Origin of the sequence: Prevotella aff. ruminicola Tc2-24, from assembly GCF_900110895.1 — a bacterium.
Taxonomy (GTDB): domain Bacteria; phylum Bacteroidota; class Bacteroidia; order Bacteroidales; family Bacteroidaceae; genus Prevotella.
The window spans coordinates 286,560-310,469 of record NZ_FOIQ01000003.1 but is presented as its reverse complement, the minus strand read 5'-3'; the positions used below and the strand labels follow the sequence as shown (position 1 = coordinate 310,469).

21 protein-coding genes are annotated in these 23,910 nt (G+C 50.7%); 16 read left to right on the top strand and 5 right to left on the bottom strand.

What is annotated here, in order from left to right:
* Positions 1-6 precede the first annotated feature (6 nt).
* The 9 genes from BMY63_RS07620 (at position 7) to BMY63_RS07580 (ending at position 10,137) form a co-directional block, all read left to right on the top strand.
* The gene (locus BMY63_RS07620) at positions 7-1,242 is read left to right on the top strand and encodes a glycoside hydrolase family 5 protein (protein ID WP_091915882.1); all 1,236 of its coding nucleotides are present in this window, start codon (positions 7-9) and stop codon (positions 1,240-1,242) included.
* Between the two features lie 37 nt (positions 1,243-1,279).
* Complete coding sequence (locus BMY63_RS07615; RefSeq protein ID WP_091915780.1) at positions 1,280-3,562, top strand: glycoside hydrolase family 3 C-terminal domain-containing protein; 2,283 nt, start codon at positions 1,280-1,282, stop codon at positions 3,560-3,562.
* 302 nt (positions 3,563-3,864) lie between these two features.
* Positions 3,865-5,538 carry a DUF6377 domain-containing protein gene (locus BMY63_RS07610; RefSeq protein WP_091915778.1) on the top strand — a complete coding sequence of 558 codons (1,674 nt, stop codon included), beginning with the start codon at positions 3,865-3,867 and terminating at the stop codon, positions 5,536-5,538.
* Between the two features lie 19 nt (positions 5,539-5,557).
* A complete protein-coding gene (locus BMY63_RS07605; protein ID WP_091915776.1) occupies positions 5,558-6,463 on the top strand; it encodes a TraB/GumN family protein in 906 nt (301 codons plus the stop codon).
* A gap of 770 nt (positions 6,464-7,233) precedes the next feature.
* Positions 7,234-7,617, top strand: a complete 384-nt coding sequence (locus BMY63_RS07600; RefSeq protein WP_091915774.1) for a hypothetical protein — start codon at positions 7,234-7,236, stop codon at positions 7,615-7,617.
* Positions 7,618-7,670: 53 nt separating this feature from the next.
* Positions 7,671-8,255, top strand: coding sequence for a hypothetical protein (locus BMY63_RS07595; RefSeq protein WP_091915772.1), 585 nt, complete (start codon positions 7,671-7,673; stop codon positions 8,253-8,255).
* A 71-nt stretch (positions 8,256-8,326) separates the two neighbouring features.
* Positions 8,327-9,001, top strand: a complete 675-nt coding sequence (locus BMY63_RS07590) for a hypothetical protein (protein ID WP_143065753.1) — start codon at positions 8,327-8,329, stop codon at positions 8,999-9,001.
* 111 nt (positions 9,002-9,112) lie between these two features.
* Positions 9,113-9,496, top strand: a complete 384-nt coding sequence (locus tag BMY63_RS07585) for a hypothetical protein (RefSeq protein ID WP_091902072.1) — start codon at positions 9,113-9,115, stop codon at positions 9,494-9,496.
* Positions 9,497-9,549: 53 nt separating this feature from the next.
* Entirely contained in the window at positions 9,550-10,137 is a 588-nt protein-coding gene (locus BMY63_RS07580; RefSeq protein ID WP_091915768.1) for a hypothetical protein, read from the top strand.
* A 66-nt stretch (positions 10,138-10,203) separates the two neighbouring features.
* Here the strand turns inward: BMY63_RS07580 and BMY63_RS07575 are convergent, their stop codons facing one another.
* From BMY63_RS07575 to BMY63_RS07565, 3 genes are all read right to left on the bottom strand, one after another.
* The gene (locus tag BMY63_RS07575; RefSeq protein ID WP_091915766.1) at positions 10,204-10,989 is read right to left on the bottom strand and encodes a LytR/AlgR family response regulator transcription factor; all 786 of its coding nucleotides are present in this window, start codon (positions 10,987-10,989) and stop codon (positions 10,204-10,206) included.
* The gene (locus tag BMY63_RS07570) at positions 10,986-12,041 is read right to left on the bottom strand and encodes a sensor histidine kinase (protein WP_177178405.1); all 1,056 of its coding nucleotides are present in this window, start codon (positions 12,039-12,041) and stop codon (positions 10,986-10,988) included. Before BMY63_RS07570 ends, BMY63_RS07575 begins: the two co-directional genes overlap by 4 nt.
* Positions 12,042-12,136: 95 nt before the next feature.
* Positions 12,137-14,617: a TonB-dependent receptor gene (locus BMY63_RS07565; protein ID WP_091915761.1), complete on the bottom strand. Its 2,481-nt coding sequence runs from the start codon at positions 14,615-14,617 to the stop codon at positions 12,137-12,139.
* 322 nt (positions 14,618-14,939) lie between these two features.
* Here BMY63_RS07565 and BMY63_RS07560 point away from each other — a divergent pair, with 322 nt between their 5' ends.
* From BMY63_RS07560 to BMY63_RS07550, 3 genes are all read left to right on the top strand, one after another.
* Complete coding sequence (locus tag BMY63_RS07560; protein WP_256218971.1) at positions 14,940-16,001, top strand: sensor histidine kinase; 1,062 nt, start codon at positions 14,940-14,942, stop codon at positions 15,999-16,001.
* The gene (locus BMY63_RS07555; RefSeq protein WP_091902399.1) at positions 15,998-16,708 is read left to right on the top strand and encodes a LytR/AlgR family response regulator transcription factor; all 711 of its coding nucleotides are present in this window, start codon (positions 15,998-16,000) and stop codon (positions 16,706-16,708) included. The genes BMY63_RS07560 and BMY63_RS07555 overlap by 4 nt, the downstream gene beginning before the upstream one ends.
* A gap of 192 nt (positions 16,709-16,900) precedes the next feature.
* On the top strand, positions 16,901-17,902 hold the full coding sequence (locus BMY63_RS07550) for a class II fructose-bisphosphate aldolase (RefSeq protein WP_091902402.1): 1,002 nt from the start codon (positions 16,901-16,903) through the stop codon (positions 17,900-17,902).
* A gap of 81 nt (positions 17,903-17,983) precedes the next feature.
* On the opposite strand, the gene BMY63_RS07545 is transcribed toward BMY63_RS07550, so the two are convergent.
* On the bottom strand, positions 17,984-19,090 hold the full coding sequence (locus BMY63_RS07545) for a DUF4831 family protein (RefSeq protein WP_091915759.1): 1,107 nt from the start codon (positions 19,088-19,090) through the stop codon (positions 17,984-17,986).
* A 4-nt stretch (positions 19,091-19,094) separates the two neighbouring features.
* Entirely contained in the window at positions 19,095-20,606 is a 1,512-nt protein-coding gene (locus BMY63_RS07540; protein ID WP_091915757.1) for an NAD(P)H-hydrate dehydratase, read from the bottom strand.
* A 157-nt stretch (positions 20,607-20,763) separates the two neighbouring features.
* Between BMY63_RS07540 and hpt the strand changes: the two genes are divergently transcribed.
* Genes hpt through pgeF form a run of 4 tightly spaced genes read left to right on the top strand, consistent with a single transcriptional unit; the run spans position 20,764 to position 23,869 of the window.
* Complete coding sequence (gene hpt / locus BMY63_RS07535; RefSeq protein ID WP_091902454.1) at positions 20,764-21,300, top strand: hypoxanthine phosphoribosyltransferase; 537 nt, start codon at positions 20,764-20,766, stop codon at positions 21,298-21,300.
* Positions 21,301-21,320: 20 nt separating this feature from the next.
* A complete protein-coding gene (locus BMY63_RS07530) occupies positions 21,321-21,893 on the top strand; it encodes an adenylate kinase (protein ID WP_091902409.1) in 573 nt (190 codons plus the stop codon).
* Complete coding sequence (gene obgE / locus BMY63_RS07525) at positions 21,883-23,055, top strand: GTPase ObgE (protein WP_091915754.1); 1,173 nt, start codon at positions 21,883-21,885, stop codon at positions 23,053-23,055. Before BMY63_RS07530 ends, obgE begins: the two co-directional genes overlap by 11 nt.
* The gene (gene pgeF, locus BMY63_RS07520; protein WP_091915752.1) at positions 23,030-23,869 is read left to right on the top strand and encodes a peptidoglycan editing factor PgeF; all 840 of its coding nucleotides are present in this window, start codon (positions 23,030-23,032) and stop codon (positions 23,867-23,869) included. Before obgE ends, pgeF begins: the two co-directional genes overlap by 26 nt.
* Positions 23,870-23,910: the final 41 nt, after the last annotated feature.

Below are 23,910 nucleotides of genomic sequence, written 5' to 3'. Positions count from 1 at the left end.
TTGATGATGAAAAAGTCTTTCTTATACCTCATCGTGCTTCTGCTTGCTGCTTGTACTGCTGGCAGCGGACAGAAAGGCGATGCGGGATTTGTAACCATAAAAGGGCATGACCTGATCAAACCTAATGGCGAAAAGCTCTTTATTCAGGGTACAAACCTGGGTAACTGGCTCAATCCTGAAGGCTATATGTTCGGGTTTAGTCGCACCAACTCGGCCTGGATGATAGACTTGATGTTCAAGGAGGCTGTGGGACCAGACTTCACGGCAGCGTTCTGGCAGCGATTCAAGGATAACTACGTGACCCGTGCTGATATCAATTTCATCGCCAGTCAGGGCGCAAATACCATTCGGCTGCCGTTCAACTATAAGCTCTTCACCGACGAGGACTATATGGGACAGACGGGTGAGAAGGATGGTTATGAGCGCATTGATTCGGTGGTCAGCTGGTGCAAGGCCAACAATCTGTATCTGATCCTCGACATGCACGACTGTCCCGGTGGACAGACGGGTGATAATATCGACGACGGGCATGGCTATCCTTGGCTGTTCGAGAGTGAGAAGAGTCAGCAACTGTTCTGTGACATCTGGTGCGAGATTGCCGGGCGCTATAAGGACGAACCCACGATCCTCGGATATGAGCTCATGAACGAGCCCATCGCACATTATTTCGCCAACAAGGATTCTCTCTATACTTTGTTGCAGCCTCTCTACAAGCGTTGTGTGAAGGCTATCCGGGAGGTTGATAAGAATCATATCATCTTGTTGGGTGGCGCACACTGGAACAGTTTCTTCTGGATGCTCGACGATACCAGTTACGACGACAAGCTGATGTATACCTGTCATCGTTACGGAGGACCGGCCACCAAGGAGGCCATCGCTCATTATATCCACTTCCGCGACTCGGTCAACCGCCCCATGTATATGGGTGAGTTCGGGCATAATACCATGGAGTGGCAGAGTGACTTCGTGCATGTGCTTAAGGAGGTGAACATCGGCTATACCTTCTGGCCCTATAAGAAGGTGGACAACTCATGTATGATGGGTATCCAGCGCCCTGACGGGTGGGATAGCATCGTCGTCAGATACGCTGAGACTTCGCGCAATACCTATCAAGAATGGCGAGAGGCACGTCCCGACCAGACTCGTTTCCGTGAACTGCTCATGCAGTTCGCCGAGAACTGTCGCATTGAGAACTGCCATCCTCAGACGGATTATATCCGAACGATGGGGATGAAGGAGTGACAGAAGTTAAGAACCAAGAAATAAAAGTTAGGATAATATGATTAGTAAGACATACAGGAGAATTCTGGTCGGTTGCACAATCCTTATCGGCCATTCCTCTTTAGGCGAGGCACAGTCTGTGCCTGTCTATCTCGACGAGTCGAAGCCTGTGGAGCAGCGCATTGAGGATGCCCTGGCCCGGATGACGCTCGACGAGAAGATCGCCGTGATCCATGCACAGTCTAAGTTCTCCAGTCCTGGTGTGAAGCGCCTGGGCTTCCCTGACCTCTGGACTGATGACGGTCCTCATGGCGTGCGCCCAGATGTGCTTTGGGATGAATGGGTGCAGGCCGGACAGACCAACGACTCGTGCGTAGCCTTTCCTGCGCTGACCTGTCTGGCGGCCACATGGAACCCTCAGATGGCCCGTCTCTATGGCGAGAGCCTCGGTGAGGAGGCCCTCTATCGTAAGAAGAGTGTCATCCTCGGTCCGGGTGTCAATATCTATCGTACGCCTCTCGGCGGACGTAACTTCGAATATATGGGTGAGGACCCCCTGCTCGCCTCCCGTATGGTGGTGCCCTATGTGCAGGGCCTCCAGTCGAAGGGCGTGGCCGCCTGTGTGAAGCACTATGCCCTGAACAACGATGAGGAGTATCGCCATCAGGTGAATGTCGTCGTGAGCGACCGTGCTCTCCACGAGATCTACCTGCCTGCCTTCAAGGCAGCGGTGACAGAGGGTGGGGCATGGGCCATCATGGGTGCCTATAACCTCTATCGGAACCAACACAATTGTCATAATAGCATCCTGCTCAACAAGATACTGAAACAAGACTGGGGCTTCGACGGTGTGGTCATCAGCGACTGGGGTGGTTGTCACGATACCGACGAGGCCGTCACCAATGGGCTCGATCTTGAGTTCGGAACCTGGACCGACGGACTGACCATGGGGCGCACCAATGCCTACGATAGTTATCATCTGGCCGAAGCCTATAAGCAGGCCATCCGTGAGGGTAGATACACCACGAAAGAGCTCGACGAGAAGGTGCGCCGTGTGCTCCGCCTGTTCTATCGTACGACGATGAGGCGCGAGAAACCGTTTGGTTTCCTCTGCTCGGAGAGTCATTACGACGCAGCCCTGAGGATTGCCCAGGAGGGTATCGTACTGTTGAAGAATGGAAGAGTGGCCAAGGCTGGGGGGAAAAGGGAGACCGCTCCGCTACTACCTCTTGATCTCTCAAAGAAGAAACGTATCCTCGTGGTCGGCGAGAACGCCATCAAGATGATGACGGTCGGCGGAGGCTCTTCCTCGTTGAAGGTTCAGCGTGAGATTCTCCCCCTTGATGCCATTCAGGCCAGATGCTCAAAGTTCAAAGCTCAATGTTCCTACGCCCGTGGCTATGTCGGTGACACCATCCAGAGCTACGATGGTGTGACCGTGGGGCGCTCGCTCTATGAGGCTCGTTCGGCCGAGGAACTGAGGACTGAGGCTGTGGTCAAGGCCAAGGAGGCCGATGTGGTCATCTTCTTCGGTGGACTTAACAAGAGCGACTATCAGGACAGTGAGGGACACGACCGTCGGCAGTATGGTCTGCCTTACGGACAGGATGAGCTCCTCGAGGCGCTCCTCGCAGTCAACAAGCACATCGTCTATGTCAACATCTCTGGCAATGCTGTCGCCATGCCTTGGCTCAACAAGGTGCCTGCCGTCGTGCAGGGCTGGTTTATCGGTTCCGAGGCCGGTGAGGCTCTGGCGTCTGTGCTGATGGGCGACGTGAACCCTTCCGGCAAACTGCCCTTCACCTGGTATCAGCGTCTGGAGGACTGTGGTGCTCATGCCTTGAACACCTATCCTGGTACGTGGCGCGACGACCATCAGGTAATCGACGAGACGTACAAGGAGGGTGTCTATGTGGGGTATCGTTGGACCGACAAGCAGAAGGTGCGTCCGCTCTTCGCCTTCGGTCATGGCCTGAGCTATACCACGTTTAAGTTTGGTAAGCTCACCGCCGACAGACAGCGTCTCACCGCTGATGAGCAGATCACCTTCACCGTGAGTGTCACCAATACCGGTCGCCGGGCTGGCAGCGAGACCGTCCAGCTCTATATCGCAGACAAGAAAGCCTCGGTCGACCGACCCGTGAAGGAGTTGAAGGCCTTCCAGAAGGTGTTCCTCCAGCCGGGCGAGACCACTGATGTGAAGCTTACGATAGGTCGTGACGCCCTGAGTTTCTATGATGAGGATACCCAGGCTTGGAAGGCCGAGCCGGGTGAGTTTGAGGCTCTCGTAGGCTCTGCCTCCGACCGCTTGCCTGCCAAGTATATATTCAGATTGGAATGATGAATTTAGAATGCATATATTGATAGAAGTTGGTAATTGGAAGATTGTTTTTAGGAGTTGACAAGAGGAAGTCTGGGAAAGAATGCTTTCCCGGACTTCTTTTTCTCTCGCTTATTCGTACCTCTGCGATTCTAATCGCGAAGATACTCCGTCTCGAGAGATGTCTCTTTTGTTATAAACTCTCTCAACTTTTCGTATCTCTGTGCTCTGCGAGCACGAAGATACTCACGCTCGGAAAAATCCAAATAAATTTGGTTTTTCTCTCGCTTATTCGTATCTTTGTCCCACGTAAAGTAGAAACAATGAAGAAGATACTGTTGCTCTCGGTGCTGCTGACGGTCGTGGGTGTCGGCTCTGCGGCTCGCCATCATGACCTGACGTCTTATTGCAAGGCGGTAGACGAGGCCATTGCCCACTCTGCCGACTATGTGGCGGCTCATGAACAGAAGATCGGCGTGGCCCGACGGGAACTGGCGTATGAGACCTCAGCGAAAGGGAAGTATCAATGTAACTATAAGCTGTACGAGCTTTACAAGCCTTTCGTGAGTGATTCTGCCATGTACTTTCTCCGTCAGTGTATCGCACTGGCCGATGGCATGGGCGATGTGTCGTCGGCTGTTAAATGTCGCTCGCAGTTGGCTATCCGTTGTTCGAACATCGGTATGTACGACGAAGCACTGAGCATCCTTGACTCTGTCAAGAACCTGAACGTCGACACCTTGGCACTGGGCACCTATTACGAGGCTTACAACAACGTGTATAGCGAACTGGCTTATTATACTCATCTGGACTATATGCACCAGAACTATCTGGAGAAGGCTTATCATTATGAGCAGTTGATGATGGCTACCCTGCCACCGACCAGTGAGTCGTGTTTCCTGCGCAGGGAGCAGCGCGCTCAGGGCGAGGGTAGGCTGGAAGAGGCCATGCGTATCAACGACGAGTGGCTGAAAACGGTAGAGCCGGGCTCACACCCTTATGCCTTGGTGGCTCTCTATCGTTATATCGAATACAAGATTCAGGGCGATAGTGTGCAGATGATGCATTGGCTGGTGGAGTCGGTGTTGGCTGATATCAGGCATGCCGCCATGGATCAGGGGTCGATGTGGGAACTGGCCAATGAGTTGATGCTGAATGGCGATATCGACAAGGCCTCGAGTTATATCAGCTTTACCAGCGACTGTGCCAACAGGTATGGGTCGCGACAGCGTAACTGGCAGATAGCTCCGTTGCTTACTACCATCGCGAAGAACTATAAGAGTCAGAGCGAGCGTACCACGTCTCAGTTGCGCATGGCCCTGGTGGGCATCAGTGTGCTGGCGTTGCTGCTGCTCGGCGTGCTCTTGTTCCTCCATCGCCGTAACCGTCAGCTGGATGCCGCCCGTAAGGCGCTGAAGGGTTCGAACGACGAGCTGGCGTCGGCCAATCAGCAGTTGGCCGCCCAGACGGATGAGTTGTCGGCACTGAACAGTGAGCTGTCGATGCTGAACTCCCAGCTCTCCGAGAGCAACCGTGTGAAGGAGGAGTATATCGGACGCTTCATGAGTCTCTGCTCACAGTATATCGATAAGATCGACGACTATCGGAAGATGGTCAACAAGAAGATGAAGAACAAGGAGCTCGACGAGCTGTTCCGCCTCTCGAAGTCGACCGAGCTGAAGGAGCATGAGCTGGAGGAGCTCTATCAGAACTTCGACTCCGTGTTCCTGCATCTCTTCCCGAACTTTGTCAACGACTTCAATGCCCTGCTGCAGCCCGACATGCAGGTGCGTCCGAAAGAGGAGAACCGGCTGACGACGGAGATCCGTATCTTCGCCTTGATCCGTCTGGGTATCGAGGACTCCTCGAAGATCGCGGAGTTCCTGCACTACAGCGTGAACACGATCTATAACTATCGGGCGCGCATCAAGAACGGTGCCCTCGACAACCGCGAGAGCTTCGAGCGCCGCATCAAGCAGTTGGGAATGATTCAATAACTTAACCATATTATCAATAATGAAAAGATTCATCTTCACACTTACGCTCATGGTGGCACTCATGAGCGCACAGGCCCAGATCCTGTACAAGATCTCTGGTCGTGGACTGACCGCACCCTCTTATATCGTGGGCACCTATCATCTGGCCCCCGTGTCGTTCGTCGACTCCATCCCTGGCATCCGTCAGGTCATGGCCGACTGCCAGCAGGTGTACGGCGAACTGGTGATGGCCGACCTGCTTGGTTCCGACAGTCTGGCGCAGATTCAGCTGGCGATGCTGCTGCCCGAGGGTATGGCACTCGACAAACTGTTGGATGCTGACGAGATGGGACGCCTGAACGCCTATATGAAACAGTTGCTTGGCCTCGACATGACCAACCCGCTGATAGCTCAGCAGATGAACAGGATGACACCGTCGGCCCTGAGCACGACCCTGTCGGCGCTCTCTTATATGAAGAAGAGTGGTAGCATTAACCTGCAGAACACCTTCGACGACTACTTCCAGAAGGAGGCCCGGGCTCAGGGTAAGGGCGTGGGCGGACTGGAGACGGTGGCCTTCCAGATCAAGACGCTCTTCCAGGGACAGACGCTCGAGCGGCAGAAGGAGCTGCTGATGTGTCAGGTCGATCATGCCGACTTCATGGACGAGATGGCCGAGAACGTTGTCCATGCTTTCTTTGCTCAGGACCTTGACGCCATCCAGAAGGCGATGGAGGCGAAGCTGAACAACAGCTGCGACAACACGCCGGAAGAGGATGCGGAGATCCTTGACAAACGTAATGCCGACTGGCTGACGAAGATGCCCGCCATCATGGCAGAGAAACCGACGCTCTTTGCCGTCGGCGCCGCCCATCTGTATGGCGAGCAGGGTGTCTTGCACCTGCTCCGCACCGCCGGTTACACCGTGGAGGGTGTCACCAAGTAACCACTCTTCCCGTGACGTGCTTTTGTCCTAAAAAAGTGACTAAAAAAGCACTCGTCTGAAGTCACAAACTAGAAAAACCAAGGGGGCTCTTTAGTCCCCTTCTTGCCCTGTTTAGGTGCACTTTCGACCTGTCCGGTGTAGAGAAGTGGGCTACTTGGGGTAGGGGTGCCTTCTAACAGTCAAAGAGATAGTCTCCACGACGGTAAGGAATGGCATCTACGAGAGAAGGAGATAATCTCTTATAGGGTATAGAGATAATCCCTTTCACTCGTAAACCCTATCTCCACGACTCATAGGCCCTATCTCCATGACTGTAAAATCCCGACCCTTTCTTGCATGGGTGTAATCGCCTTATTATCAGTTGATTATCAAAACGGTTCAAAACTCGCGTCTACGCCCCACATTCCCATGTTCCTGCCCACCACGCGAGTTATGAGCGCCCATTTGTAAAGATATATCACCACAGGCTCTTCGTAAGTCCCTTCGACAGGCTCAGGGACCACGGTAGGGTGCTCAAGGACCGCTCACCATCTACGGCCCCTAAGCCTACAATCCCCCAGCGGTCCCTGAGCCTGTCGAAGGGAGAACCGCCCCCCGCTCTCTGAGCACCCCACTGCGGTCCCTGAGCTTGTCGAAGGGAGAACCGCCCCTCACAATTTATCTCACAGATTTGGCCGTTTCAAACAAATTGCCTATATTTGCCCTCGATATCAACCATATATCGCACGGGATTGCAAATAGACTATCTTTGTGTGTTAAAAAGAAGTAATATGAAATATTTAAAGTTTAAATATAATATTGGTTCAGTATTAGATGAATCCTTTTTTGAAAGGGTTCTCTCAAAGTTCTTAAGAATTATCTTTTTTTGGGAAGATCCGGATTTTGGGGAATTGTATTCTTTGGTAGAAACATGGTATATAGAGTATGATGAGATAGATGAACAAGACGGAGCTTATCGTGAAGTAGGAAGAGACGCATACGGAAGGATTATCGTCAAAGACCCGGATGAAAGGAATTCTGGTTTCTGGAGCGACACGAATATGGGACTCAATGACTATATCAAGCAAATGCATGCCGAGTATATCAGCAAGGAAGAGTTCGAGGCCGTATGGAACGAAGAACTTGTAAAAGTAGATAAGAAGTCTTATCGATAAATAACACAGCAAACGGTATGGGAATTATATTTGAAAAAGAGTTCTAATAAGTTATGCAGAAAGTTTATATATCATTATTTATAGTATTGTTATTCTCGTGCTGCACGTCTTCGGATAGCAAAGATGCAGAACTTGAATATCCTATCGAGATAAATAACAAGGATCTGGTAGAAGCTATTACAGAATATCAGGACTTTCTATATAAGGATAGAAAGGCAGACATAGAGCGTGGTGACTCAGTCTATGTGGGAGTATGGTCAAGAGACGTTAATGATAGTATATATCGTTATTATCTAGCCCCTGTGCGTGGCATGTTGGTACTCCCGATTGTTGCTCCTTTTGATCTGTGCAGGGTAAATGGTCATCATGTGATATTCTCACATGCGATTTTGTCTATGAAGGTTCGATTAGAAAATAGGTTTAGCATACTTTCGGATACGGCATACGTCAAATATTCAAAGATACTCTTCCCAAAGGAATATGAAGAGAATAATAAAGGGAAGTGGTTAGACCTAGATGAGCCTGATAATATTTATCTGACATTCCTTGGAGACAGTTTGATAGATAAAACAATCAAACGTGGCATGCCAAGAGAAAAAATCCCAGTAAAGCTTAATGGTGAGGAAGTCTATCTGTGATCGCTGAACCTAATCATTACTTTGTATATACCAGTCAAGAAAAGAAATCAAAACATAAGTATGGTAAATTTATGAAGAATAATTATATCACTTTATTATGTGCCTTTTTTATGCCACTCATGATAGTCTGTTGTACAGGTGACAGGCATTATGTGGTGCATAAGGAAGACGTTCTTTCGACAGGTTTTAAACAATGGCGTGAATATTTCGTGTCTGTTGATAATGACACCATGGCTGCTTCTTTCTCTTTTAAGCGATGGAGCGGAGATCGTCTCCAACTGAGTGTCGATTTTAACCAAGACATAAAGCACTTTCAGCAATGGAGAAAGAAGAGCGGAGGGAAGTATAAGGTCTCTACTTACCAAGAGTTCCTCCAACAGTTCGGAGAATGTTTAAAAGAGGCAAGGAATGATATTGATATTTCTCGTGTTGGTTCTATGGAAATTCTTATGTTGGACAACCTTCCTGACATTGCCATTGCTGTTAGTCGCCAACTGACGAAAGAGAATCTGTTTAACCATTCAGCTGTTGACTCTGCTTTGTATCGCACTTCTCTCAAAAGCGATTTGGAAGGGATTCTGCAGAGATATCATTTGTGTGTCGGAGAGATGATGAGCGTGGATATGATCATTCCTGTAGATGCCGAAGATTATGCCAAGCAGTACAATCTCTCAAGAGATAGCCTCCCAGAGAAGATTATTGGTGTTCTGATCTATGTCGGATTAGAAAGTATGGATGTGAAATAGGAATTATTATGCTGGATCGTTGGGACGCTTTGGCTATATTTGCCCTCGATATCAACCATATGTCGCATGGGGTTGCTAATAAACTTTTTTTGTGTGGTAAAATGAAGTCATATGAAATATTTAAAATTCAATTATAATCTTGGTCCTATCCCAGAGTATTCTTTCTTCGTAAAGCTTCTGATAAAGTTAATAAGGATTATTATCCCAGAAGAGAATCCGGATTTTAGGCAATCATACCACTTAGTCGAAACATGGTATATCGAATACGATGAGACGTGTGAAAATGATGGAGTTTGCCGTGAAGTAGGAAGAGACACTTATGGAAGGGTTATTGTTAAAGACCCTGATGACAGGAATTATGGGTATTGGACTGATGTTTATGGGGGAATAAATGATTACATCGAGCATATGCACGCCGAATATATCAGCAAAGAAGAATTCGAGGCCGTATGGAACGAGGAGCTTGTTCGAGTAGATAAGAAGTCTTATCGATAAATAACACAGCAAACGGTATGGGAATTATATTTGAAAAAGAGTTTTAATAAGTTATGCAGAAAGTTTATATATCGTTATTTATAGTATTGTTATTCTCGTCCTGCACGTCTTCGGATAGCAAAGACGCAGAACTTGAGTATCCTATCGAGATCAATAACAAGGATCTGGTAGAAGCTATTACAGAATATCAGGACTTTCTATATAAGGATAATAAGAAAGTCGTAGAACAAGGAGACTCTGTGTATGCGGTGGTATGCTCAATAGACATTAACGATAGCATTTATCGGTATGTTATATACCCTATATGTCAGATGTATGAAATTAAGTATGAGGTTCCTTTTGATCTATGTAGGGTAAATGGGCATCACGTGGTGTTCTCACATGTAAATAGTTATATGGTTCAGCTAGAAAAAAGATTTTGCAAACTTTCAGAAACGGTCTATTTAAGGTATGCGAAAATACTGTTTCCAAAAGAATATGAAGAATCAAGAAAGCAAGAGAGTCAAGTTCTTAGAATATATGAGCCCGATAATTGTTATCTGACATTCCTGGGAGATAGCCTAATAGATAAAACTTATAAACAAGGATTGTCAAGAGACAAAATTCTTGTAAAGCTTAATGGCGAAGAAGTTTATCTGTGATATCCGAGCCTAATCATTATCCGCAGCTTTGCTCACGGCAAGGCTGCGGATAATCTTTGGTATGTATTATGCTGGATCGTTGGGACGCTTGTCGAAGAGACGGGCCTGGAGGTACTGGTTGAAGGTGTTGCGGAAGGCGTCGGTGACGCGGATAATCTCGTCGCCGATGTAGATGCAATCGTTGCGGTCGACGCTGCGGATCTTGTCGAGGGCTACGATGTAGGAACGGTGGACACGCATGAAACGTGACGGGGGCAGCATCTCCTCGACCGACTTCATGGTAAGGTGGGTGATGAGCGGCTTGCGATCGCCATCGAGGTAGAACATCACATAGTCTTTCAGACCGCTGACGTAGAGGATCTTGTCGAGGGCTATCTGACGGTATTCTCCGTCGACCTTCAGGAAGAGGGTGCCTCTTCCGACCTCCCCTAAGGAGAGGGATACCTGCGGGGTACTGGTCTCGCCGGGCTCTTCGGCCCTTTGTGTCGATCGTGTGAGATACCACTCCCTGGCTTTCTCCACGGCGGCGATGAACTTGTTGTAGCGGATGGGCTTCAGCAGGAAGTCGAGCGCAAAGACCTCGTAGCTCTCAAAGGCATATTCCTTGAAGGCGGTGGTGAAGATGATACGGGTGCCTTCGGGCAGCATGTGGGCCAGCTCCATGCCGTTGAGGTCGGGCATCTGGATATCGAGGAAGAGCAACTGGGGCTTCCGTTCCTTGATGGCGTTGATGGCCTCGACGGAGTCGGTGAAGCTACCGAGCAGCTCTAGGTCGGGGGTCTTGGCAACAAACGACTCCAGCAGCTTGACGGCCAGTGGCTCGTCGTCGACAATCATACAACTTAGTTTCATGATATCTTTAATGTAATCTTGACATGATAGATGTCGTCATGAAGCGACTGCTCCCATTGGTAGTGGCCGGCATACATGAGCTCCAGTCGGCGACGGGTGTTCTCCAATCCGATGCCAGAGCCGCTGCGGTCGGCATCGTCTTTGGGGTAGTTGGTGTTGTCGCAGTTGAAGATGAGCTGGTTGCCCTCCTGAAGCAGACGGATGTCGATCTTCGAGGGACGGCTGCTGCTGACCCCGTGTTTGAAGGCGTTCTCGATAAGAGAGATGAAGAGCAGGGGGGCGATCTCCGTGTCCTGCTGGATATCGAACGAGGTGGTCACCTCGGTCTTCTCGTTGCAGCGTAGCTTCATCAGACAGATATAGTTGCGCATGAACTCCACCTCGCCCTGGATGGGTACGGTCTTCTTGTTGGTCTCGTACATGGCGTAGCGCAGCAGGTCGCTCAACTGGGCGATGGCATCCTGGGCCGCGTCGGGGTCGATCTGCGTCAGACTGGAGATGTTGTTCAGCGTGTTGAAGAGGAAGTGCGGATTGATCTGGTTCTTCAACCAAGCCAGCTCGGCCTCGGTGTTCTTCGCCTTCTCGTCGCGCAACTGCTGCCGGATCTGATTGGTGCGGATGAAGTGACGGATGCCGATGGCGATGGCACCGATGGCGATGTCCATCAATAAGGTGATGAGGATACTCATGAGGAAGGCGCTCCATGCTGCATCCTGCGGTAGCCCGGGCGCTATTTCTGGCACGCGCTCCTTGACCATGGCATAGCCAACGAAGAACCGGTTGTTGATCGCGACGATCAATAGGATGTTACACAGGGCGAACCACCAGAACTTACGACGGAAGAACAGGTAAGGGCCGAAGATGTAGAAGTTGGCGAAGTAGACGATGAGAGGACCGTGGAACAATCCCCATGCCATGAAAAACGATGGTTTGGACGATGCGAGATCGTGCGTGCTGAGCAGGGAAGCCAAAGGCAACGCGAGGATGACGATGCCCCATACCACCACTTGTGCCAGAAACAACCAGAGGTCTTTTTTGCTTATTCTCTTCATACGACTGCAAATATAGCTATTTATTCTTAAACAACCAAATCTCTCCTGCATTATCTCGAATGCAGGAGAGAATGTGGGATGTGGTATATCTGTTATTATGGCATTGTCGTGGTGCCGTTGCCTGTGGTGCTACCGCCGCCGACGCTGTTGAGGAGCTCACCCTGAGACTGCTGCTCGATGAAGTCGTCCTGTACACGGTTGACATGCTGGTTGGCGCGCATCTTTGAGTTGCCGAAGGTGTAGCTCACAGTGAAGGTCACACCGGAGATGGGCACTTTGGCAATGGTGTAGCTGGTGAAGTTCTTGCCACGGCTCTCGCTATCGATGTTGATATTGCCGTTCTTGTTGAGACCCAGACTGCCGCTGACACTCAGGTTGAGTTTGTCTTTCAGCAGCGACTTCGACAGACTTGTAGAGAGCAGGTTGAATCCGCCGGTCCAGCCCTGCAGGGTGTAGCTCTTGGTAGAGGTGATGGCGAACAGACTCAGCTTGATATCCAAGGGGAGCGTCTGCTGTAAGCCGACCATGGCATTGGCCGTCCAACCGTTGTTGCTCTGGGTGAGTGCGTCGCTGCGCAGGTCGGTGTAGTTCAGACCGCCGTTGAAGAAGATTCGGGTGTCTTTGGCCAGCAGGTAGTTCACGTAACCGCTCAGACCTGTCTGGTGGCGCTTCACGACATTGCCGTAGGTGTTGTTGAGCAGGTTGTTCGTGTCGTAGAAGCTGTACTGTGAGATGGCGTTGTCTACAAAGTTGTGGTGCAGATTCAGGTTGATCATCAGCTTGGCGGTGAACATATTGTAGACCAATGAGATGTTATGGTTCTTCTCCACGTCGAGCTCCGGATTACCGTAGGTCAGGGCGATGGGGTCGGTCTTGTCGACGTATGGGTTCAGGTAGGTGATACCCGGGCGAGAGATACGCATGTTATAGGTCAGACCGAGGTTGCTGCCCATACCGAGGTTATACTGCAGACTGGTTGTGGGAACGAGGCATCCGTAGTCCTTCTTGAAGTTCTCGCCATTGCCGAGGTGGTATGCCACATCCTGCCAGGTGTGCTCATAGCGGAGACCTGCCTTGAAGCCGATCTTGTTGAAGTTGGTGGCGTACTCGCCGTAGCCTGCGAGGATGGTGTTCTTGTACTCGTACTCAGAGCTGGAGCTGGGGTCATAGACATCCTTCAGGTAGTACTTGGCATCGGAGGTGGCGTCGTGGAACTGCAGCTTACTGCCGAAGCTCAGGGTCTGTCCTGTGCCGAGAGGCATGGTGTAGTCGACCTGGAAGATGTGGTTGGTGGTCTTGTCCTCGTTGTTCGAATAACGGTTCGTCAGGTCGATGAACTCGGAGGTAGTACCGAAGTTATAGGTCATCTCCGTGGTGGCAGGACTGTAGTCCAACTGGTAGGTGAGGGCCAACGACTGGGTGTGCTCCTTGTTGAAGAAATGCTGGTAGTCGAGGCTGCCGCTGAATGAGGCGCGTGAGTTCTTCATGTCGGTGGTACCGCCGAAGCTGAAGTCATTGCCATAGCCGCCCATTAAGGTCAGGGCCGTGCCCTTGCTCTTCATGGTCAGGGTGTTCACTTGAGCTGTGAGGTTCAGTACACTTTTGTCGTCGATCTGGTAGCCCAGTGTCAGACTTCCCATGGTGACCGGTACTTTCACGTCGTTCTCGGTGGTCTGTATCTGAGAGGCCCCGTTATCCTGGATCTGTCTCGTCTCCGTGGTGGTATTGCCGGGCGTGACATAAGAGGTCATCACGTTGGTGCTGTAGGAAAGCTTACCCTGCTGTCCGCTCAGGAAAGCACTGGCACCCAACTGCCTGTTGCCGCCGTTGAGGCGGATGGTTCCGTTGTAGCCGTTCATGCTTTGGGCGGCCTGCGGGTCCATCTTGTTCATCACGATATTCAGAACGCCCGTAGCTCCTTCGGCATCATACTTCGCACCGGGGTTGGTGAGCACCTCAATATTCTTCACGGCCGTGGCGGGCATGCTCTTGAACACCATCGAGGGGTTCGACGAGAACATGGCATTGGGCATGCCGTCGACATATACCTTAAAGGAGGAACTACCGTTGACGGAGATGTTGTCCTGACCGTCGACCGTCACCATGGGCACCTTGCGGAGCATGTCGAGGACGGTGTTCGACTTCGAGTCCTCGTCTTCTGCCACGTTATAGCTCATCTTGTCGACATCCATCTTCACCAGTGGCTTCTGGGCGATGACCTCTACACCCTTCAGCATCGTGGCGTTCTCTTTCATATATAAGGTACCGAGATCCAGGTCACCGCTGTTCTCAAGGGTAACACTTTTCTTCAGGTCTTCCTTGCCGACACTGCTGAACACGATATCGAAATTACCCTTGCCCTTCACCTCCTGAGAGAACTGACCGTCCTCCTTGGTGAGGAACATGGCCACGGGCTTGTCCTTTTTACCTGCCTTGAACACGCGGACGGTGGCGAAAGGCTCGCTCTCGCCCAGGGTCTCATCCATTAACACGCCCTTGACGGTGGTCTGGGCCATCACTGTCGATGACATGGTCATCATCACTACTGCTGCAAAAAATGCTTTTAACTGTTTCATATTCTTATTTATTTAATCGTTTTTTTATGTCTTGACCAGCCTTCGGTTGCTGCCGTGGCTGGTTTGCGATGGCAAAGGTAATGTGATTGTCGTTTGGCTCAAAATGGATTTCGACGACTTTCGGGGATTTTTTCGACGAATTACGCCGAAGGCTTGTCCTTTCGGTCCAAAAGAGGCATGTGAAGGACGGTTTGCAGGAATTTAACACTCGGATGAATTGTCGATGAATTGATGATTGTTATCTATTAACTGACATATTTTATTGATTTCGTTTGGCGATTACTGGCAAATAGTTTATTTTTGCATCTCGAGAGAGAAAGATATGTATATGAATAAGAAACTGAAAATCTTCCTGCATGTATCGTTCTGGGTAATGATGTTCCTTTCGCCATTGGCGATTATGCGAGGCCCTGGTGTGACACTACCCAAGTATCTGGTCAACTGTATGACATCGTTGCTCCCGATGCTGGTGTTTTATATTAATTTCCTATGGCTGACGCCAAAGTACTTCGTGGCGGGTAAGCATCGGTATCATCTGCTCATCAACTTTATCATGGTGGTGTGTCTTGGCTTCTTCCTCCATTACTGGATATGTCATGCCCATCTGCTGTTTACAAGCGTACCGCCAACCCGGCAATACTCGTTGGTCGAATCGATGTTGTATATCGTACGTGATATCACCAACCTGTCCATCTTCGCTGCGTGTGCCACCGCTTTCGTGCTTGCCATGCGTTGGCAGCAAAACGAGGACGCGATGCTGGAGGCTGACGCGGTGCGGGCTGAGGCGGAGTTGAAGAACCTGCGCTCACAGATCAATCCTCATTTCCTGCTGAACACATTGAATAATATCTATGCGCTGACGGCTTTTGACCAGAAAAGGGCACAGGAGGCTATCCAACAGTTGTCGAAGATGTTGCGTCACATGCTCTACGACAATCAGGAAGAGATGGTGTCGCTCGGCGACGAGATACAGTTCCTGGAGAACTATGTCAGTCTGATGAAGATACGACTGCCAGAGACCGTTGATGTACAGTTCGACAAGAAAGGGGCGAAGAATGATCTGCAGATTGTTCCCCTGATATTTATCTCTCTCGTGGAGAATGCCTTCAAGCATGGCATCAGTCCCACCAAGCCGAGCTTTGTGCATATCAGCATTACGACAGACGTCGAGTATCAGGGAAATCGTGGTATCAGGGATGTCGTGATCTGCAACATAGAAAATTCAAACTTTCCTAAAAACCATCAGGATCGCAGTGGTCATGGTATCGGACTGAACCAGGTACAGCGCCGTCTGGATCTTGCTTATCCTCATCGGTACACCTGGGAGAAGGGGGTGAATGCCGACGGGACTATTTACTCATCAAAAATCAGAATAGAAATATGATTATTACTTGTGCCATTATCGATGACGAGCCCCTGGCCGCCGGACTGCTGGAGAGCTATGTCGCCAAGACCCCGTATCTGAGTCTCAAGGGTACTTATAACAGTGCCATCCAGGCGATGAAAGACCTGCGTGACGATGCCGTGAATCTGCTGTTCCTCGACATCCAAATGCCGGAGCTGAGCGGCATTGAGTTCGCAAAGATCCTCCCCAAGGATACGAAGATTATCTTCACGACAGCCTTTCCACAGTATGCCATTGAGGGCTATAAGGTGAACGCACTGGACTATCTGTTGAAACCCATCTCGTATGAGGACTTCCTCAAGTCGACGGACAAGGCTCTGGCCTGGTTCTCTGCTTCGAAGAAACAGGATGTGTACCGTCGCGACCGTTTTATGTTTGTGAAGAGCGACTACAAGCTTCAGCGTATCCTGCTCGATGATATCCTCTATATCGAGGGCCTGAAGGATTATGTCAGATTCTATATGAGGAACGGTGACAAGGTGATGTCTCTGATGAGCATGAAGAAGTTGGATGAGTATCTTCCCAAACCGGAGTTCCTGCGTACGCACAGGTCGTTTATCGTGCACATGACCGAGACGCCTCAGGTGGACCGCTTCCGTATCGTCTTCGGTGATGTCTATATACCGGTTTCCGACAATTATAAGGAAGAAGTACAGGCTTATTTTGACCAACATACGCTGGTATAGTGCATTTTTGATGACGAAGAATGCAAAGTGTGTTTTGCAAATACTCTGTCGTCCTGCTCCATGCGTGTAAAGAATTAGAAAAAAGGAAGCAAAAAGGGAAAATAATTGCGGATTATGAATACCTGATTATGAATTATTTCGTAACTTTGCGCTCGAAAATAAGAGATTTTTTCTAAATTTAATTATACGATTATGGTAAACTACAAGGATTTAGGTCTCGTTAATACGCGCGAGATGTTCAAGAAGGCAGTAGCTGGTGGCTATGCTATCCCTGCTTTCAACTTCAACACAATGGAGCAGATGCAGGCTATCGTTCAGGCTGCCGTTGAGACAAAGTCACCTGTGATCATGCAGGTTTCCAAGGGTGCCCGTAACTATGCCAACGCTACGATCCTCCGCTACATGGCTGAGGGTGCTGTGGCTTACGCTAAGGAGCTGGGTTGCGAAAAGCCCGAGATCGTGCTTCACCTCGACCATGGTGATAGCTTCGAGCTCTGCAAGGACTGTATCGACATGGGCTTCTCAAGCGTGATGATCGACGGTTCTTCACTGCCTTATGAGGACAACATCGCTCTGACCAAGAAGGTTGTTGACTATGCTCACAAGTACGACGTGACTGTTGAGGCTGAGCTCGGTGTGCTCGCCGGTGTTGAGGACGAGGTTGTGGCTGAGGAGTCTCACTACACCAAGCCTGAGGAGGTTATCGACTTCGCTACCCGTACAGGTTGCGACTCTCTCGCTATCTCTATCGGTACCTCTCACGGTGCTTACAAGTTCAAGCCCGAGCAGTGCACACGTGACCCGAAGACTGGTAAGCTCGTTCCCCCGCCACTCGCATTCGATGTGCTGGCTGAGATTGAGAAAAAGCTTCCTGGATTCCCCATCGTGCTCCATGGTTCTTCTTCAGTTCCTCAGGACGAGGTTGATACCATCAACAAGTTCGGTGGTAACCTGCCCGACGCTGTAGGTATCCCCGAGGAGCAGCTCCGTCAGGCTTCTAAGAGCGCTGTCTGCAAGATCAACATCGACTCAGACTCTCGTCTGGCTATGACCGCTGCTATCCGTCAGTATTTGGCTGAGCATCCCGATCACTTCGATCCTCGCCAGTATCTGAAGCCCGCTCGTGAGAACATGAAGAAGATGTACATCCACAAGATCGTGAATGTGCTCGGTTCTGATGGCAAGCTCGGCTAATCAGCATTCTTGATAGAACGCATATATTAAAAGCTCCGGATGCTTCAAGTATCCGGAGCTTTTTATGGGGTGTAAGGATTATCACTTAGGTTGCTCTGCCTCGAGCTTCTCCACGGCTCCAGAGATAGGATGGAGCAGGAGGTGGGTCGTATAACGTTTGTTGAAGAGCGCACCGCTCAGCAGTTCCACGTTACCGAACTGTCCGGCAGGGAACTCGTCGGTAACAAACGTCTTCTCCATGTCGGCAACTGTGGCGCGCAGACGACCAGGGATATTCACATAGATGCCTGGCACGGGCTTCGCGTTCTTTTTCGGGTCGACGGGCTCCGGCTTTGGAGCGGTACCGAGGTCTTCGATGCTGATGTAATAGGGCGCTCCGGATAGATCGTCGCTGTCAACCAGTCCGAGCTTCTGGGAAAAACGGAAAAGGATGTCTCGCGAGATGGTCTTGTCGGGGATGACCGTGAAGCAATACTCGGCAGTATCCTTGACGGTCGTTCCGGTGAACATACTTGTCAGGACACGGTCGTGCAACTCCAGTTGACTGAGCATCAGTCGCAACTGCTCTCCGTCTTTCGGCATGTAGTCGGCCTGTCCACGCACAAGTAGGTTGCGGCTCTCCCTGATCTCATAGATGTCCTGGGCTATCAGCTCTGCCATCTTAGCTGTGCTGCCTGCGGCAAGCATCTCCTCGCTGAGGTATTGATGAGGGGAGGGGAGTGGCTTCTGACCGCTGGTCTTTATCTGTTGACCATCTGCCGGTCTGTTGCCTGTGACTTTTTCCTCGGTATTGATGGCCCGTAGGATGCCGTCGTCGGACAGGACCACGTTACAGGCTGACGTGCGGGCATCGAATTTCACGGCATAGCGTTTGGTGGTGTCGGCTACGGCCACGGCCTCCTGACGGATGGCGGTGATACGGTAGCTGACAGACGACTCAGGTGACACGTCCTTGATGCGCAGATAGCGCTCAGAGTATCTGCATAGTTCTCCTGGGGTATAAGTCGCTTTCTCAACCTGTACGGTAACCTTAACGGCTGTCTTGGGTAGGAAATAGACAGCCCCCTCGGTCGTTACGCCAGGCCTATAATAACTGGTACTGGTCTGGGCGGATATGGGTGAGAAGGCAAGGAGACAAAGAGGAAGGATCCATCTTGTCTGATGTGTTCTATTCAGAATGGGAATCATGATGTTAGTCTCTAAGTTTCTTGAAAGCCTGTGGCAGATATTGGATCAGGTCACTGGCGATGACGCTCTCTTCTCCGAGCTCGCGGGCGGCGATATCACCGGCCAGACCATGAAGGTACATGCCGACAACGCAGGCGTCCTCCTGTTTATAGCCGCGCGCCAGAAGTCCTGTGATAATGCCCGTCAGCACGTCGCCGCTACCGGCTGTCGCCATACCGGCGTTTCCGGTGGAGTTGAACATGATATGTCCGTCGGGCAGACAGAGAGAGGTATGGTGACCCTTCAGTAGGATGTAGGCCTGCAGGCGTTCTGCCAGATCACGGGCTTTCATGAGTCGTTCGAAACTGTCGGTGCAACGACCTTCCAGTCGGTCGAACTCCTTGGGGTGGGGTGTCATGATGATGCCCTTCGGCAACTGCTGCAGCCATGCACGGTGATTGGCCAGTATGTTAATGGCATCAGCGTCGGCCACAATCGGGCACTGTGTACGGCGCAGTTGGGCGATGATGGCGATGGCTGTCTGCTCACTGGTGCCTAGTCCCGGACCGATACCCACTGCATTGAAGTCTTCCGTATCGACAGCCTCGGAGAAGGTGGTTTCCTCGCGGTCGAACTGGATGACAGCCTCGGGAACGCTGATCTGCATGATGATATTATTGCGCTTGGGCGTGTGTGTCGTCACCTTACCGGCTCCCACACGCAGACAGGCTTTGGTGGCCAGTACAGAGGCACCCCCCATGCCGTAGCTACCGGCGATGATCAGGGCGTTGCCCATCTTTCCCTTGTGGGCGAATGGGTCGCGACCCAGTAGTCGGGGACGGATGTCGTTTTCTTCCAGAAGGGTGTAGTTGGCATCGATCTTCTCAATGCCTTCTCTGCTAAGCCGGATGTCGAGTACCTTCAGCTGGCCGAGGAACTGCTGGTTCTCAGGAAACAGGAACGAGAGCTTCTGTTGCTGAAGAGTGAGTGTCAGATCGGCCCGGATGATGTTCGCTCTGACATTATATGTGTTGTCCTCGGTCATCAGTCCTGAAGGGACGTCAATACTGACAACTTGTGCCGGGGATGCGTTGATGTATTTGACCAGAGAGGCAAAGCCGCCGGCTAAGGGTTTGTTGAGACCGGACCCGAAGAGACCGTCGATGATCAGCATGCCAGCCTCCAACTGAGGCGGTTCAAACTCCTGGACGACCTCGATGAGTGCCTTGGCTTTTTTCTCCAACAGTCTTTTCTTGTTGGCTGCGCAGTCGTCGGAGAGATGACCGGAGATGTTGAACAGATAGGCCTTGACGTCATAATTCTTGTCAAGAAGCAGTCGGGCAATGGCCAGTGCGTCGCCGCCGTTGTTACCCGGACCGGCAAAGATGATGACCGGGGTGGTATTCTTCCAGTTGTCGGTGATAGTCTGAGTCAGGGCCTTCGCCGCCCTCTCCATCAGGTCAATGGACGTGATGGGCTCATTCTCTATCGTGTATTTATCCAACTCGTGGATCTGGGCACTGGTGAATATCTTCATTCTTCTGGTTGATATCTTTGCTGCAAAGATAAGGAATAAACCTCAGATTATTCATATTCCATGGAAAAAAAAACTTTTTTTTATAAAAAACTGCATAATCTGTGCTATCTGCCGTTATTTTTTCGTAATTTTGCATCATAATTAAACAGTTCTGATGATGAGCATTGTAAAAATCAAGGACAAAACATTTAAGACTTCCATTACGGAAGAAGAGATCAAGAAGCAGGTGAAGGCTGTGGCACAGCAGATCAGTAAGGATATGGAAGGGAAGAACCCGCTTTTCCTCGCAGTGCTTAACGGCTCGTTTATCTTTGCTGCCGACTTGATGCGTGAGATGACTATCCCGTGTGAGATCTCGTTTGTAAAACTGGCATCGTACCAAGGTACGACTTCAACGGGCAAGATCAAGGAGGTGATTGGTATCAACGAGGACCTGAGCGGTCGTACGGTGGTGATCGTGGAGGATATCGTGGAAAGCGGTCAGACCATGAAGCGTATGATCGAGTCGTTGGGTACGAGAAACCCAGCGTCGGTGCATATCTGCTCCTTGTTTTTCAAACCCGAGAAGTTGCAGACGGAGTTGAATATCGACTATGTCGCCTTCCGGATTCCCGACGACTTTATCGTCGGTTATGGTCTCGACTACGACCAGCAGGGGCGTGAGCTCAGAGATGTCTATACGATTGTGGAATAACATAAAAAGCTAAATAATAGATGAAGAATATCGTGATTTTTGGTGCCCCGGGCTCTGGCAAGGGCACACAGAGTGATAAGATGATTGAGAAGTACGGTCTGAACCATATCTCTACGGGCGACGTGCTCCGTAGTGAGATCAAGAATGGTACAGAACTGGGTAAGACAGCTAAAGGCTATATCGATAACGGTCAACTGATTCCCGACGACCTGATGGTGAGTATCCTCGCCTCTGTATATGACAGCTTCGGTCGTGAGCACAAAGGAGTGATCTTCGATGGCTTCCCCCGTACGATACCACAGGCTGAGGCTCTGAAGAAGATGCTTGATGAGCGTGGCGACAAGGTGGCTGCGATGATTGAGTTGGATGTGCCTGAGGAGGAACTGATGAAGCGTCTGATCCTGCGTGGTCAGCAGAGTGGTCGCGCTGATGACAACGAGGAGACTATCAAAAAGCGTCTTGTTGTCTATCGTAACCAGACCCTGCCACTGATTGAGTGGTACAAGAACGAAGGCATCCACCATCACATCAATGGTCTTGGTGAGCTGGATCGTATTTTTGGTGACATCTGTGCAGTGATTGATGGAATCTAATTTCGTAGATTACGTAAAGATATATTGCCGTTCGGGAAAAGGCGGAAAAGGAAGCATGCACCTGAAGCATGTGAAGTACAACCCGAATGGTGGTCCCGACGGCGGAGACGGCGGTAAGGGCGGTAGTATCATCCTGCGTGGTAATCATAACTACTGGACGTTACTGCACCTGAAATACGAACGTCATGTCTTCGCTGAGCACGGTGGTAATGGTGGTCGTGACAAGTGTCATGGCACCGACGGCAAGGACGTCTATATCGACGTGCCTTGCGGTACCGTGGTCTATAATGCCGAGACGGGAAAATATATCTGCGACGTTACCTACGACGGTCAGGAGGTGATGCTCTTGAAGGGTGGCCGCGGCGGACTGGGTAACTTCCAGTTCCGTACAGCGACGAATCAGGCACCGCGCTATGCGCAGCCGGGAGAACCGATGCAGGAGATGACCATTATCCTGGAGCTAAAGCTTTTGGCGGATGTCGGTCTGGTGGGCTTCCCGAATGCGGGTAAGTCAACTCTCGTGTCGGCTCTGTCGAATGCTCGTCCGAAGATCGCTAACTACCCGTTCACAACGATGGAACCCTCGCTGGGTATCGTCGGATACCGCGACGGTAAGTCGTTCGTGATGGCAGATATTCCTGGTATCATCGAAGGTGCCAGCGAGGGAAAAGGACTCGGTCTGCGCTTCCTGCGCCATATCGAGCGCAACTCCCTATTACTCTTCATGGTACCGGGCGATACAGACGACATCAAGAAAGAATATGAGATTCTGCTCAATGAACTGGCACAGTTCAATCCTGATATGCTCGACAAACATCGTGTACTGGCGGTGACTAAGTGCGATCTGCTTGATGAGGAACTGATCGAAATGCTTCGTGAGACCTTACCGGAGGATTTGCCGGTGGTGTTTATCTCGGCTGTGACGGGCTTCGGACTGGATGAGTTGAAAGACGTGCTCTGGCGCGAACTGAATGCTGAGAGCAATAAGTTGGCCGTTGCCATCTCGGAGGATACACTCGTTCATCGCGATAAGGATATGACACGCTTTGCCGAGGAGTTGGCCGACGAGGGCGAAGATGAGGATATCGTGTACCTTGATGAGGATGAGATAGAGGATCTCGACGATTTTGAGTACGATGACGACGAGGGCGACGAAGCCTAAACCCCAACTGCTTTTTTATGAAATAGCTGACGGCGTGACTGCCTTCAGTTCGATGCGTCATGGTGGCTATGGTCAGGGCAACTATGGCGAGTTCAACGTGAACGCATTTTGTGGTGACGTACCTCAGACGATCGCCATGAATCGCCAACTGCTCTGCGAGGAGTTGGGTATTACGGTAGACCGCCTGCTGATACCTCATCAGGTGCATGGCACGGAGGTCTGTCAGATACGTCAAGAGGATTTACAATCTGATGTAGGCGGGAATGCCGGGACAATGGCCTGTCCGCCGGTGCTCGAAGGTGTTGATGCCGTGATGACGGATGTACGTGGTGTGTGTGTCGGTGTCTCTACGGCCGACTGCATACCTATTATTATATATGACCCTGAGCATCATGCGGTTTGTGTGGTACATGCTGGTTGGCGGGGTACCGTCAAGCGTATCGTACGGAAAGCGGTGCTGATGATGACGGAGGTCTATCAGTCTTGTCCGACACAGATGAGGGCTGTCATCGGACCGGGCATCTCTTTTGACAATTTCGAGGTGGGAGATGAGGTGTATGATCAGTTTGAGGCGGCCGCCTTCCCGATGGAGCATATCAGTCGACGACTGCCGGCAATGGATGGCAGTCTCATGAAGAAATGGCACATAGACCTCTGGGCATGCAACCGTCTGCAGTTGCAGGCGGAAGGCGTTCTGCCGGAGTATATAGAGGTGGCGGGCATTTGCACCTACGACAGTCACGACGATTTCTTTTCCGCCCGACGGCTGGGTATCGCGTCGGGGCGAATTCTGACTGGCGTGGTACTCAGATAAGCTATCTCAAGTTATTTCACTAATTTTAAAAAAAGTTGCCG

Bases quoted from the DNA above. Each gene is read 5' to 3' on its own strand.
- BMY63_RS07545 (WP_091915759.1), bottom strand. From the start codon at position 19,090: ATGATTCCCATTCTGAATAGAACACATCAGACAAGATGGATCCTTCCT.
- BMY63_RS07565 (WP_091915761.1), bottom strand. From the start codon at position 14,617: ATGAAACAGTTAAAAGCATTTTTTGCAGCAGTAGTGATGATGACCATG.
- obgE (WP_091915754.1), top strand. From the start codon at position 21,883: ATGGAATCTAATTTCGTAGATTACGTAAAGATATATTGCCGTTCGGGA.
- BMY63_RS07560 (WP_256218971.1), top strand. From the start codon at position 14,940: ATGTATATGAATAAGAAACTGAAAATCTTCCTGCATGTATCGTTCTGG.
- BMY63_RS07575 (WP_091915766.1), bottom strand. From the start codon at position 10,989: ATGAAACTAAGTTGTATGATTGTCGACGACGAGCCACTGGCCGTCAAG.
- hpt (WP_091902454.1), top strand. From the start codon at position 20,764: ATGAGCATTGTAAAAATCAAGGACAAAACATTTAAGACTTCCATTACG.
- BMY63_RS07550 (WP_091902402.1), top strand. From the start codon at position 16,901: ATGGTAAACTACAAGGATTTAGGTCTCGTTAATACGCGCGAGATGTTC.
- BMY63_RS07580 (WP_091915768.1), top strand. From the start codon at position 9,550: ATGCAGAAAGTTTATATATCGTTATTTATAGTATTGTTATTCTCGTCC.
- BMY63_RS07605 (WP_091915776.1), top strand. From the start codon at position 5,558: ATGAAAAGATTCATCTTCACACTTACGCTCATGGTGGCACTCATGAGC.
- BMY63_RS07620 (WP_091915882.1), top strand. From the start codon at position 7: ATGAAAAAGTCTTTCTTATACCTCATCGTGCTTCTGCTTGCTGCTTGT.
- pgeF (WP_091915752.1), top strand. From the start codon at position 23,030: ATGACGACGAGGGCGACGAAGCCTAAACCCCAACTGCTTTTTTATGAA.
- BMY63_RS07555 (WP_091902399.1), top strand. From the start codon at position 15,998: ATGATTATTACTTGTGCCATTATCGATGACGAGCCCCTGGCCGCCGGA.
- BMY63_RS07610 (WP_091915778.1), top strand. From the start codon at position 3,865: ATGAAGAAGATACTGTTGCTCTCGGTGCTGCTGACGGTCGTGGGTGTC.
- BMY63_RS07600 (WP_091915774.1), top strand. From the start codon at position 7,234: ATGAAATATTTAAAGTTTAAATATAATATTGGTTCAGTATTAGATGAA.
- BMY63_RS07585 (WP_091902072.1), top strand. From the start codon at position 9,113: ATGAAATATTTAAAATTCAATTATAATCTTGGTCCTATCCCAGAGTAT.
- BMY63_RS07590 (WP_143065753.1), top strand. From the start codon at position 8,327: ATGAAGAATAATTATATCACTTTATTATGTGCCTTTTTTATGCCACTC.
- BMY63_RS07570 (WP_177178405.1), bottom strand. From the start codon at position 12,041: ATGAAGAGAATAAGCAAAAAAGACCTCTGGTTGTTTCTGGCACAAGTG.
- BMY63_RS07530 (WP_091902409.1), top strand. From the start codon at position 21,321: ATGAAGAATATCGTGATTTTTGGTGCCCCGGGCTCTGGCAAGGGCACA.
- BMY63_RS07615 (WP_091915780.1), top strand. From the start codon at position 1,280: ATGATTAGTAAGACATACAGGAGAATTCTGGTCGGTTGCACAATCCTT.
- BMY63_RS07540 (WP_091915757.1), bottom strand. From the start codon at position 20,606: ATGAAGATATTCACCAGTGCCCAGATCCACGAGTTGGATAAATACACG.
- BMY63_RS07595 (WP_091915772.1), top strand. From the start codon at position 7,671: ATGCAGAAAGTTTATATATCATTATTTATAGTATTGTTATTCTCGTGC.